Origin of the sequence: Mangrovimonas spongiae, from assembly GCF_003944795.1 — a bacterium.
Classification (GTDB): Bacteria; Bacteroidota; Bacteroidia; order Flavobacteriales; family Flavobacteriaceae; genus Mangrovimonas; species Mangrovimonas spongiae.
In genome coordinates, this window is record NZ_RWBG01000003.1 from 389,820 (window position 1) to 401,466 (window position 11,647).

The window sequence follows — 11,647 nt, forward strand, 5'->3', positions numbered from 1 at the left end:
TTTTGAAGCCAATAAATGTCATAGAGGTATTTGAACATCAACGTTTACAGGTTGGTGATAAAGGGTTTAAACAGTCACATCTTGATGCGCTTTTAAAACTTAATGAGTATCATGATGGGAATTATTTTGAACCCATAGCTAAAGGTATTAAATTCAATCAGTATGTGGGAGTCATTCAAGTAGATGGTTTAATTATTGAAATTAATCCTAAAGCAGATAAGGATGACGACGACAAGAAGTGGAAGGGCGTACTCCTTAATATGCTTAATGCTTGTGGTAAACTAAAAGCACAGTCATCTGGAGCAGCAAACGTTAAACGTCAAAATTTAAACTTATTAGAAGTGTATTTTGAGCTGTATTTAACCGAAGTTGAAAACCTTATCAGAAAAGGATTAATTAAACAATACCGAAAGCAAACTCAAAATACGAAAGCATTAAAAGGAAAGCTTGAATTTGCAGGGCATATTAAAAATAATGTGGTGCACAAAGAGCGTTTTTATACTACGCATCAAGTTTATGATACTAACCATATTTTACATCAAGTCCTTTTATGTGCCTTAAATATAGTCGACCAGTTTACCAAAGGCACTAGGTTATATGATTTTACTAAGCGTATACTTATTAATTTTCCAAAAGTAACTGAAAATAAAATTACATCATCACAGCTTAATAAGTTAAAGTTAAATAGGAAAACAGCTGCTTATCAAGACGCTTTGGAAATAGCACGGTTAATTATTCTTAATTATTCACCTGACATCTCTAGTGGTAAAGAGAAAATGTTATCGCTATTATTTGATATGAATCAATTATGGGAGGTGTATATTTTAAAACAACTACAAAAAGCTTGTGTTGATACTGAAATTACAGTTTCAGGACAAGAGTCTAAATCATTTTGGGGCAGTAACAGTTTAAAGCCAGATGTGGTTTTAAGAAATGAAGGTAAAACATATATATTAGATACTAAATGGAAGCGACCTAAAAATAACTCTGCATCTATTTCTGACTTAAGGCAAATGTATGCCTATTGTCGTTTTTGGGATGCAGAAAAAGCATTGCTTCTATACCCAGGCAGTGGTGGAACCACCTATATAGGCTATAAAACTGATGATTATTCAAAACAAGATAATGACATAGTTAGTGATATGAAACACCTCTGTAAAGTAGGAATGGTAGATGTCTTTGATAGTAATGGAAAAAATTTAAACACTGATATTGGTTCAGACATATTAAGAATTATTGAGATTTAAATTTAATTGTCATGAAAAATATTGATTACATTGATATGTTTTAAGGCATAATTGTATTAAAAATTCATTTCATCGGGGAGAATTTAGATTGATGATATTTAAAGGTTTTAAGTTTGCACTATTAACAATTTAAATTTTAGAAAATGGAATATTTAGTTTTAAGAGAAGTTTATTTAGACAATTTAGTTGAGGCTGTTAATAAGCATATTCAAGATGGTTGGAAGCCTTTGGGAGGAATTAGCTCTTGTAGGGATAAACAATTTGGAGGTAGCGCTGAAATATCTTATACACAAGCATTAATTAAATAGTTTTTTTATTTTTAAAGTTTAATTTATCTGTGTGCTAAATAAGGCCAAAAATAAAATAGATTCTTTGCCTAAAAGGAGAGCAAGTGTGCTATTGGATAGCACACTTGTTTATTTATTAGGAGATGGTAATAAAGAAAAAGCCATTTGTAAGATTCAGAAATTAAAAGATAAAACTAATTCTGAAGAAGCGTTTCTTGTGGCATTTAAAAAAGAAGTTAATTATGACTTTTTCAATGCTTTGTATTCAGAGCTAAACTTCAAGAATATATCTAGTATTATAAGAAGCTTTAAAAGTGTAAAAGAAAAAGCTCCAGAATTAAGAAAGTTAATAACCAATCAAGAAGGTATTGATAAAATTTTTAATGATAAAAGAGGGTTAAGGTCTATTTTCATTAAAATGATATTTTCAAATAAAAGAGAGATACTTACAGATGATGAGTTGATGATGTCTTTATTTAAGCAGTTTACGATTTCCAAAGACGATATTGCTATTGAGTTTGGTACAACCAAGAAAACTCTTAACAAATGGTTAAATGAAACAGGGCTTTTTAAAGAAGAGTTTACCAAAGCTATAACTAGAAATCAAGGAGTCTTTTTTAATGAATATGTACATATATTCGAAATCCTTTTTTTAGCTAAAGAAGAAGGTAAATTAGATATTGAAAAGAATATAGAGACCTATATAAATAGATTGAATCACCCATTGTCTTATTTTAAAGAAGATATTGCTGTTTTATGTGATTCTGATAAGGAGACTTTAAAAGGAGTGGCATCTATTAATAAGGTTGCCTATTATAGTTTTATAAATAAGTTTCCTTATAGCTTGTCTAGGGATTTAATTGAAAAAATGAAGTGCGAGCTTGATTATTGATTATCCCCCTTTTTCATAAATAAATCAACAATAAGCGTCTCTATATCATGAGGTGTTTCAAGTTGGTAAAATAGTTGTTTTGTGATTAATTTAAATAAACCCTTTGAAAAAGGAATAATAATGCTAAATAAAAAGAGATAGAGGCTTATCTCGTAGCATATTGTTTAGCAGCTTTATTAAGTTTTTGTTTAATACGATTGCGCAAACTATTAGGTTCTAAAACCTCAATGCTTTCTCCAAATCCAAGAATTAGACGCTCTAACTCATAATTGATGTGTACATCAACAGAAAATATCACGCTTCCTTTTTTGCTTTTCTCAACTAACTTTTGAGAACTATGAAAAGGCTTGGTTATGACATAGGGAGCGTTTTTTGAATCAATTTTGAAGACCACAGTTTTTAGATGTGTTTCAGGCATTACAGTTACACCAATGGTATTTTTGTAATAAGAATTTGCGTCTAAAAACTTTGGTTGATAGTTGAGTTTAAAATTGTAATCTAATGCTAATATTCTGTCTAAAGCCAGAGTAAGCAATTTGTCTTCAGCATGAGGCTTGCCAATAACAAACCAACGATTATTATACTCCTTCAAAAGGTAAGGGTGAAAAACAATAATGTTAGGGTGTCTAGCTTTAAATGATTTATATGTAATAATTAAGACAACTTCCTTTAAAATCGCTTGGTAAAGTTCGTCAAGAAATTTTAAGCCTTTTAGGTTGTCATTTTTATCTAAATGAATAATTGCTGGTTTGTTATTTTTTTGAGTGTGTATTTGGTCTTCTAGTTTATTAAATAATCCGCTTAATTCACTAAACAGTGAAAAATCTTGAAACTGCTTAAGCATTTCTATGGTTTCAGAAAGTACTTGCATATCAGCATTAGTGATTGGTGTATTTTTTATACTGTAGTCAGATTCAGCATATCGGTAATACTTTTTGTCATATACTTCAATAGGAGCGTTATAACCTAACTTATCACTTCTCATAAGCTGAATATCTAATTGTATTGTGCGCTTACTCACATTAATATTTCTGCCCTCAAAATCATAAAGCGCATTTGAGCAGGCTGCTATTAAGTCATCTAAAGTCCACTTTTTAAAGTGATTTTGTAGGCACTTGTCAATGGTTTTGTATCTAATAAGGGCATTTTTAGTGGTAGCCATAATAAGCGATTTTCAATAAAAATACTATTAATTTTAAACTACGTAAAAAGATTGCGTAGTTTGATGTGATGTTTGTACCGTAATTAAATAAAGGTTGTGGAATTGCCTTTTTAAGTAGTGCTCCGTAATGCAGTTTTGGACATTACGGAGCTTAAATAAAACATTAAATTATGAATGAAGAAACAAAAATTACAGGAAAAGATATAAGAGCTTTGGGATTTCCTCCAGGCGCTTGGTATAAAGAAGCTTTACAGCACATTAATGACAATAGCCTACAAGGAGAAGCTCTACATAATTATTTAGAACAATTTAAATTGCCAGACCCAATAGCATTATTTGATGTTCCTAAAAAGTTTGCAAAAAATATTGAGGCAGAACATATATTAGAAGAAGACAATGTAGAAAAAGTTGTTGCCACGATGAACGCAGTTATGAGAACACCAACTGTTGTTGATGGAGCAATAATGCCTGATGCTTGTCCTGCTGGACCTTTAGGTACAATTCCTGTTGGAGGTGTAGTTGCAACTAAAAATGCAATTCATCCAGGAATGCATAGTGCTGATATTTGTTGCTCTGTGATGTTGTCTGATTTTGGAAATGTTTCACCTAAAGCAATATTAGACGCAGCTCATGCAAGTACGCATTTTGGTCCAGGTGGTAGAGCAAGAGGAGAACAGTTTAAGATGCCTGAAAGCTTAAAAACTGCTTTTGAAAACAATCCATATTTAGGATATCAAAAGAGTATGTCTATGGCACAAGAACATTTAGGAACCCAAGGCGATGGAAATCATTTTTTATACGTAGGTAAATCAAAAAATACAGGACACACAGTTATGGTAACACATCATGGTTCTCGTGGTCCAGGCGCTTTACTTTATAAAAAAGGAATGACCATAGCAAACAAGTTTAAGAATTATTTGTCACCTGATACGTTATCTCAAAATGCTTGGATTCCTTTTGATTCTGAAGAAGGTAAACTATACTGGGAAGCTTTGCAGCTTATTAGAGAGTGGACAAAACTGAATCATGAGATAATTCATAAGTCTACATCAGATTTAGTGGGTGAAAAAATCATAAACAGATTTTGGAATGAGCATAATTTTGTTTTTAAAGATGGAGATATTTTTTACCATGCAAAAGGAGCTACGCCACTTGATCCCAAATATATGCCTGATATTACAGGGCCAAGAATTATCCCTTTAAATATGGCAGAACCTATTTTGATTGTAGAAGGCGAAACAACAAAAACTAATTTAGGTTTTGCGCCACACGGTGCTGGTCGTAACATGAGTAGGTCACAACATAAGCGAAATAATGAGCATATAGCTGATGATATTATTTTTAAGCAAGAAACAGAAGGTTTAGATATTCGTTTCTTTTCAAATGAAATTGATATTTCCGAGTTACCTAGTGCTTATAAGTCAGCAGCATCTGTTCGTTCTCAAATAGAACAATTTGGATTAGGTGAAATTGTTGATGAGATTCTGCCTTACGGATGTATTATGGCAGGAGATTGGCAAGTGAATGCACCATGGAGAAAAAAAAGAAGAAGAAGGAATAAATAACAGAAACTCATTTTGTGGTTGAAAAGACTGCAAAATGAGTTGTTTAATTATGATCAATAAATATTTCCTTGTATAGTTTTTCTATTGATTCAATTTCATTTTCTGTCAGTAAAGAAAATTCTTTTTGCCTAGCTCTTTTGGATAGTGAGCCGTTATTCTGACCTAAAAAATTGATTAACAAGGCTACAAGTTTATCAGGCATCTCATATGCTTCGTCAAGATTTTTTTTTAACAAATCATATTGTGTTAAATATAAAAACTCATCAGGAATTATATGTTTTATTGTATCAAATACACAATCATATAAAAACTCAGCTTGTAAAGTTAAGTTCTGGGGTATATTTTTTCCAAATAACTACAGGTTTAAAGACGACAATTAAAAAGGTGGTAAAAATGTAACAATAATATTTATATAGCTTGTTAGCTATTTGTTATTGTGATAATAAATGTTCAACATAAAAAATGTTTGTTATTAGATATGAAAACTTCATTTGTAGTCAATTTGTTGTTGATTTGACTACAAATGAAGTCGCCACCCTCGGTGAAAATTGTAGTTACCCTCGATGAGTTTTTGTGTGTTTTTAAAACCTTCATTAATAGTGGGCAATTTATCAAAGTTTATTTTCTTATTGATGTTAATCAAATTGTTGTAATTTGACTATATAATCGGATTTATTCCGATTATATAGCTTGTTTTTTACATATAATTGTTATTTTTGAATGAGTTAATCGGATTATATCCGATTATTATATGTAATAATGACAAGATGGATTTTAGAACAATTATAAAAGAATACGCAGAAGCTCCAATATCTAGACACTTAATTTTAGAATTACTTAGTAATTATAAAAGGCCGAATGATAAGATTAGTGAGTTGCTTAAAAGTGAAGAACTCATTTCTATTAGAAGAGGGTTGTATATAATTGGACCGAAAATGAACCTACCCTCACCAGAACCATTTTTAATAGCTAACCATCTTAGGGGGCCAAGTTATGTATCCTTAGAGTCCGCTTTGTCTTATTGGAATATGATACCAGAGAAAGCCTATGAAATAAGCTCTGTAACCATAAAAACGCCAAAATTATATAAAACTTTAGTAGGGCGGTTCAGGTATCAACAATTAAAAACGCCTTATTATACCTATGGTATAAAAAATATAGAATACTCTCCTAAGCAAACCATATTGATAGCCTCGCGAGAAAAGGCTTTGTGTGATAAAATTGTGCTAACACCAAAAATTAACCTTAGAAGTATAAAGCAAACACAAGAGTTTTTAATGGAGGATCTTAGGATAGATAGTGAGTTGTTAAGTACATTAGATACAAAGGTTATGGAAATGTGGATTGAAAACGCACCTAAAAAGAATAGTTTAAAAATGCTTGTTAAAACACTAATGAAATTATGATAAAAGAGTGGATAGAAGAATATAACCCTCAGAATGAAGAAGAAATATTATCTGCATTAAGAGAAATAATGCAAGAAATTACTTTAGCAGCTTTGTCAAGAACTGATTTTTTTGAGAAAGCAGCTTTTTATGGCGGTACTGCTCTCCGAATTTTTTATGGGCTGGATAGATATTCTGAAGACTTGGACTTTTCTTTACTTAATCCTGATGCTAATTTTTCAATAGAGCCGTATTTTAAAGCCATACAAGATGAGTTTACTTCTTTGGGGCTAACTGTTAGTATTAAGGAAAAGAAGAAAACAAAACAGACCGCTGTTGATTCTGCTTTTCTAAAAGCCGAAACAATTTGGCAAGAAATTATTCTCGAAGACATCATAAAAGAGACAGGAGTACGCTCCAATAAGACTTTGAAAATTAAAATAGAGGTTGACCGTCAACCCCCATTACATTTTGAAACCGAAGAAAAACTGTTACTTCGGCCATTTTCTTTTTATGTAAAGTGCTTTACTAAACCAAGTTTGTTTGCAGGTAAGATGCATGCACTGTTGTTTAGAAAATGGAAAAATAGAGTAAAAGGTAGAGATTGGTATGACTTAGAGTGGTATGTTAAAAAAAGTATTCCTTTAGATGTTAATCATTTCTTAGCGAGAGCCAAAGACACAAAAGACTGGGAAGACGACAACATTTCTAAAGAACAGGTTATAGAACTACTAGAAGCGAAAATTGAATCTGTATCTTTTGATAGTATTAAAGATGATGTTGTTAGGTTTATTAAAAACGACGAAGGGTTAAAAATATGGAGTCCACAATATTTTAAAGATTTAATAAGCAAAATGAAGTTTGAAAATAGTTAAATAGCCTTCGGTGTTATTATGCTAAGGAAGACAAAACACTCACAAGAATGGTGTTGTTTATAGTAACAAAAACATAGTTGCAAAGCGTCTAATTTGATACTTTTAAAGAGAAAGAAAGGGCTTTAGTCTGGATGCAATGATGAAACAAAAAAACAGGTGAAATAAGTCTTTAAAAAGTTCATAAAAGTCAACTAAAAAGCACTATATTTATCTTTCAGTTTTAATGTTTAACCACAACACCAAACTGCATACATTTTTGCATACGAAAGTGCATACGATTTTAGAAAAACGGCGAGGGTAAAACACTGAATATCAGCGTGTTTTCGTTTTTAGGGTTCAAACTCATAACCCGAAGGTCACTGGTTCGAGTCCAGTTCCCGCTACAAAGGCTAAGGCCAGTAAAATCAAAGGATTGTGTTCTCACAATCCTTTTTTTTATGTCTTCAGTTTTAAGTTTTATATTGCAGGTACATGATTCAGTACATGATTTTACTATGAAGCCCAACTACAATGAACCTAAAATTTACACTGGTGGTGTAGATACAACTCGCTGGTCAAAAGTCACTTAAAAGAGAAAATGTATTATGATGAAATAGGTGACTCTTTTTGATTTAGAATTATTCCGCAACGAAACCAAAGATAGCAAATTGCAATGAATTCCGATTAGGAATTCAGCCGCAATGAGCTATACACGTCTTAAGTTTACAATCCATTAAATTTAGAGTATAAATCAGAAAGAACAAAAGAGAGAAATAAGGTTAGTATACACGGTGAAGCCTTGACTTCGACAACAATGATAACCCTCTCTCTTTTTCTACTAAGATTTCGTTCAGTTCTGTGAGACTTAGATCTCGATTTTAAGTTGTTGAAACGTTAGTAGCGAGTTCTTTCCAAATTTCAATTCTTATGAATAAATATAAAGAAATTTATGGAATAGACATAAGCAAGGATGTCTTTGATGTTTATGTCCCAGAAACAGGCTTTAGCCAGTTTAAAAATGATTATCAGGGTTTTAAAAAGTTTTTAAAACAAATAAGTAAAGGGTCTTTGGTAGTTATGGAGGCAACAGGTTATTATCATTATCGTTTAGCTCAGTTCCTACACGCTCAAGGGATATTGGTATCGGTAGTAAATCCCTTATCTGTAAAGCGTTTTATACAGATGAAATTGGCTAAGGTAAAGACCGATAAGAGTGATGCCAAAGCAATTAGCGAATATGGGCAGATGAACGAGGTTCCTTTGTACAATGCTCTAACAGAGGTTCAAGCTGAATGTTTACAGTTGTTTAGACTATTGGATAGTTACATGAAACACCGTACAGCAACCAAGAATAAGCTAAAAGGAGAGGAAGCCTTGGGTATACCATCGAGGTTTGTGTACCAATCTTTAAAGCGAAATTTAAGACATTTGAACAAAGAAGTTGAGTCTTTAGAATCAAGATTGTTGGCTTTGGTAAAACAGGAGCAGCAATCCCAATTGACCTTGCTGAAAAGTATCCCAGGTATGGGTGTTAAAACAGCTTTGTTCTTAATTGTAGTTTCCGATGGGTTTTCAAAATTTGAGACTGCTAGTCAATTATGCAGTTATGTCGGTGTAACACCAACAATTCGAGAATCTGGTAGCAGTGTTAGAGGAAGAAGTAGAATAAGTAAGGTTGGTAATAAAAAGCTCAGGAACTTATTGTTTTTATGTGCCTTTTCAGCCTGCAAGCACAATAAAGCCTGTAGGGAATTATATGAAAGGATCGTGGCTAAGGGAAAAAGCAAAAAACTGGCTTTGATTGCAGTATCGAATAAACTATTGAAACAGGCATTTGCAATAGTAAAAAGTGGATTGCCCTATGATGAAAACTTTGTTTCTAAATTAGCTTAAAATTGCTTGTTTTTTAACTCAGTTCTTTGTTACCTACAGTTATTTTTTTCCGAACTTCACTAATTCGGGTTTTATTATTATTAATTCTTTTTTTCTCGGAAATTTTCCGTGTTCAAAAGTCAGTTCAACACTATTTTCATTTTTCTCGAGCGATTTTAAGTCAACACCATAAAAGTCCGAAATCACGAATGTTTTATTTTTATAACCTAATTCAGTTGGTTGAATTAAAATATGAATATCTGTTTTTGAATTTTCGGTTTCGAGAGGTAAACTTTGTCCATTGTAAAAGGTCATTACTCTCACAAAAAAGTCATTTCCATATTCCGATTTAACTTGGTCAAAATCACGCAATATTGATTCAAATTCCGATTCAGACGTTTGAGTGATTTCAGATGTGTGCTTATAAACGAAAAAATTGTCTGAAATGTCTAAAGTGTCTTTAAAATCCTTTTTGTCAATTAATTTCCGTTCTCCACTTTTTAATTTTTCCGTAACATTTATTTCAGAGTCCGAAGTTTCCACGAAACGATAATAATCAGAAGTTTGTTTGCTCTCTAGATTCTCAATTTGTGTCTGTAAATCCGAAATCTGCTTTTCTTTTTCGGTCAGTTTTTCAGTCAGCTTTTCCAATTCCGATGAAGTTTGTTTTGAATTACAACTTGCAATTAAAATCAATGTTAAAATCAGTAACGGAATGTTTTTCATAATTGTAGGTAACGGTCTCGTATAACCGTCAGTTACGGGATTAAAGTTAATAATTTTCGGTTAAGCACAGACGTTAGCAATTCCGAGTGGATTCGGACGTAGTCGAATCCGCCGTAATTGCGGTTATACATTGTTACCTGCTGGTTTTTATTCAATTCGCTCTAATTTTATTTCACGATATTTTCTGTTATTCAGTTCATTTTCTTTTGCAGAAATTATTTTAAAATTCATTTCGCAGTATTTGTTTTTGAAAAGAATAAATAATTCGTTTTCAATTTCTTGAATATAGTATTTGTAAACATTTTTGTCAGTTGTCACGTAACACGAAGATGGTTCAGTACAAGTTTGGCAATCAATAAAATTCACTTTTTTGTTTTTCAAGAATTTTAATTCAACCGTTCGGCAGATTCCTTTTTCAGATGTTATAGCATTACTTGAGTAAATTTCAATTCGGTCAGCTTTAAAAAACAGGCTGTCTTTATTATTTGCCAGTATTTTAGGAAAGTAAGAATATCCATTTTTCCGATATTCCAATTTCGATTCCTTTATCATATTTTTTAATTCACGCTTTGTCATTTCTTGAGCAAAGCAGAAGCTAAATGAGAATAGAAATAATATGACTTGAAAGATGATTTTCATTTGCAGAATGTCGGTTTAACTTGCAGGTAACGGTCTCGTATAACCGTCAGTTACGGGATTAAAGTTAATGATTTTCGGTTAAGCACTGACGTTAGCAATTCCGAGTGGATTCGGACGTAGTCGAATCCGCCGTAATTGCGGTTATACATTGTTGGCACACGTTTTTATTTTTCAATTAATTCTTTAAACTCTTTCAAATCTAGAGGTTGGTGTTTTAAATATTCAATATTCCAGATTTTTGCATTTCTAATTCTTTTGTCAGGATGATAATTTCCAAGCCAATTTTCAGAACAGATTTTTTTGTCGGATTGATTTAAAGATGAAATTAGTCCTTCTTCAATTCGGTCACGTTTTACTCGGTCATATACTTTTGGAATTATAGCAAATGATAAATTCTTGTGAATATGCTCCGTAACTTTGTCCTCGTACTTTTTTTCATATTCCAAATCCACATATTTTCCGTGAATCTCTTTCTCGACTCTTGATTTAAATGGTCTATTCCAATGTTCGAGATAATTATCTTCTGCGATATTTAAAAAGCATCTTCCAATATGTTTTCTGAAAACGCTACCTCTGTGCAATTTTGAGTTAAAGTGATTTCCTAATCGTTTAATTAACCTATCGTTTCCATCGTGACTTCCAATTCTCACAATTCTGTCCAATCCATTATACTTTTCTCCATTTTCAAAGAGGACGTAAAGTCCATTTGAATCTGTCAATTCTTTTAATGTTTTTCTATCATATGGAAAAGAATATCTTTTTTGATTATTAAAATACTCGTGAATATAGTCGTAAATATCTCTCATTCGGTTTTTTGTCAAATGTGTGCCAACGGTATTGGCTATGATTTCGTTGCGGAAAAATCCGCAGGATTCTTTCCGCTGTAAAACGAAGATAGCAAATTGCAATGAATTCCGATTAGGAATTCAGCCGCAATGAGCTATACACGGTGTTGGCATACGTACTTTTTATTCAGATAAATGCATTTTCATTTTTATTCGTTCCTCATTAGCTTTTT

12 protein-coding genes are annotated in these 11,647 nt (G+C 32.0%); 8 read left to right on the forward strand and 4 right to left on the reverse strand.

Going from position 1 to position 11,647, the window contains the following annotated elements; genetic code table 11:
- Nucleotides 1-2 precede the first annotated feature (2 nt).
- The 3 genes from EJA19_RS08825 (at nucleotide 3) to EJA19_RS08835 (ending at nucleotide 2,426) form a co-directional block, all read left to right on the forward strand.
- Nucleotides 3-1,247, forward strand: coding sequence for an McrC family protein (locus EJA19_RS08825; protein WP_125467998.1), 1,245 nt, complete (start codon nucleotides 3-5; stop codon nucleotides 1,245-1,247).
- A 143-nt stretch (nucleotides 1,248-1,390) separates the two neighbouring features.
- Nucleotides 1,391-1,555 (forward strand): DUF1737 domain-containing protein, encoded by a 165-nt coding sequence (locus tag EJA19_RS08830; protein ID WP_125467999.1) that lies wholly within the window; start codon nucleotides 1,391-1,393, stop codon nucleotides 1,553-1,555.
- A 64-nt stretch (nucleotides 1,556-1,619) separates the two neighbouring features.
- Complete coding sequence (locus EJA19_RS08835) at nucleotides 1,620-2,426, forward strand: hypothetical protein (RefSeq protein WP_125468000.1); 807 nt, start codon at nucleotides 1,620-1,622, stop codon at nucleotides 2,424-2,426.
- A 145-nt stretch (nucleotides 2,427-2,571) separates the two neighbouring features.
- Here EJA19_RS08835 and EJA19_RS08840 read toward each other — a convergent pair whose 3' ends face one another.
- Nucleotides 2,572-3,588 carry a helix-turn-helix transcriptional regulator gene (locus tag EJA19_RS08840; protein WP_125468001.1) on the reverse strand — a complete coding sequence of 339 codons (1,017 nt, stop codon included), beginning with the start codon at nucleotides 3,586-3,588 and terminating at the stop codon, nucleotides 2,572-2,574.
- Between the two features lie 170 nt (nucleotides 3,589-3,758).
- Between EJA19_RS08840 and EJA19_RS08845 the strand changes: the two genes are divergently transcribed.
- The 5 genes from EJA19_RS08845 (at nucleotide 3,759) to EJA19_RS08865 (ending at nucleotide 9,285) form a co-directional block, all read left to right on the forward strand.
- Nucleotides 3,759-5,153, forward strand: coding sequence for an RtcB family protein (locus tag EJA19_RS08845; protein ID WP_125468002.1), 1,395 nt, complete (start codon nucleotides 3,759-3,761; stop codon nucleotides 5,151-5,153).
- Between the two features lie 207 nt (nucleotides 5,154-5,360).
- Nucleotides 5,361-5,552 carry a T9SS type A sorting domain-containing protein gene (locus EJA19_RS12805; RefSeq protein WP_125468003.1) on the forward strand — a complete coding sequence of 64 codons (192 nt, stop codon included), beginning with the start codon at nucleotides 5,361-5,363 and terminating at the stop codon, nucleotides 5,550-5,552.
- A 368-nt stretch (nucleotides 5,553-5,920) separates the two neighbouring features.
- Complete coding sequence (locus tag EJA19_RS08855) at nucleotides 5,921-6,559, forward strand: type IV toxin-antitoxin system AbiEi family antitoxin domain-containing protein (protein ID WP_125468004.1); 639 nt, start codon at nucleotides 5,921-5,923, stop codon at nucleotides 6,557-6,559.
- Entirely contained in the window at nucleotides 6,556-7,413 is an 858-nt protein-coding gene (locus tag EJA19_RS08860; RefSeq protein WP_125468005.1) for a nucleotidyl transferase AbiEii/AbiGii toxin family protein, read from the forward strand. Before EJA19_RS08855 ends, EJA19_RS08860 begins: the two co-directional genes overlap by 4 nt.
- A 906-nt stretch (nucleotides 7,414-8,319) precedes the next feature.
- Nucleotides 8,320-9,285, forward strand: coding sequence for an IS110 family RNA-guided transposase (locus tag EJA19_RS08865; RefSeq protein ID WP_125468006.1), 966 nt, complete (start codon nucleotides 8,320-8,322; stop codon nucleotides 9,283-9,285).
- Nucleotides 9,286-9,324: 39 nt separating this feature from the next.
- Here EJA19_RS08865 and EJA19_RS08870 read toward each other — a convergent pair whose 3' ends face one another.
- The 3 genes from EJA19_RS08870 to EJA19_RS08880 all read right to left on the reverse strand — a co-directional run bounded on the left by EJA19_RS08870 (nucleotide 9,325) and on the right by EJA19_RS08880 (nucleotide 11,435).
- On the reverse strand, nucleotides 9,325-9,990 hold the full coding sequence (locus EJA19_RS08870) for a hypothetical protein (protein WP_125468007.1): 666 nt from the start codon (nucleotides 9,988-9,990) through the stop codon (nucleotides 9,325-9,327).
- 147 nt (nucleotides 9,991-10,137) lie between these two features.
- A complete protein-coding gene (locus EJA19_RS08875) occupies nucleotides 10,138-10,629 on the reverse strand; it encodes a hypothetical protein (protein ID WP_125468008.1) in 492 nt (163 codons plus the stop codon).
- A 164-nt stretch (nucleotides 10,630-10,793) separates the two neighbouring features.
- A complete protein-coding gene (locus EJA19_RS08880; protein WP_125468009.1) occupies nucleotides 10,794-11,435 on the reverse strand; it encodes a hypothetical protein in 642 nt (213 codons plus the stop codon).
- Nucleotides 11,436-11,647 lie beyond the last annotated feature (212 nt).

Excerpts from the sequence above, each read along its gene's own strand:
- EJA19_RS08830 (WP_125467999.1), top strand. The coding sequence starts at position 1,391 with ATGGAATATTTAGTTTTAAGAGAAGTTTATTTAGACAATTTAGTTGAG.
- EJA19_RS08840 (WP_125468001.1), bottom strand. The coding sequence starts at position 3,588 with ATGGCTACCACTAAAAATGCCCTTATTAGATACAAAACCATTGACAAG.
- EJA19_RS08845 (WP_125468002.1), top strand. The coding sequence starts at position 3,759 with ATGAATGAAGAAACAAAAATTACAGGAAAAGATATAAGAGCTTTGGGA.
- EJA19_RS12805 (WP_125468003.1), top strand. The coding sequence starts at position 5,361 with ATGCTTCGTCAAGATTTTTTTTTAACAAATCATATTGTGTTAAATATA.
- EJA19_RS08855 (WP_125468004.1), top strand. The coding sequence starts at position 5,921 with ATGGATTTTAGAACAATTATAAAAGAATACGCAGAAGCTCCAATATCT.
- EJA19_RS08860 (WP_125468005.1), top strand. The coding sequence starts at position 6,556 with ATGATAAAAGAGTGGATAGAAGAATATAACCCTCAGAATGAAGAAGAA.
- EJA19_RS08865 (WP_125468006.1), top strand. The coding sequence starts at position 8,320 with ATGAATAAATATAAAGAAATTTATGGAATAGACATAAGCAAGGATGTC.
- EJA19_RS08870 (WP_125468007.1), bottom strand. The coding sequence starts at position 9,990 with ATGAAAAACATTCCGTTACTGATTTTAACATTGATTTTAATTGCAAGT.
- EJA19_RS08875 (WP_125468008.1), bottom strand. The coding sequence starts at position 10,629 with ATGAAAATCATCTTTCAAGTCATATTATTTCTATTCTCATTTAGCTTC.
- EJA19_RS08880 (WP_125468009.1), bottom strand. The coding sequence starts at position 11,435 with ATGAGAGATATTTACGACTATATTCACGAGTATTTTAATAATCAAAAA.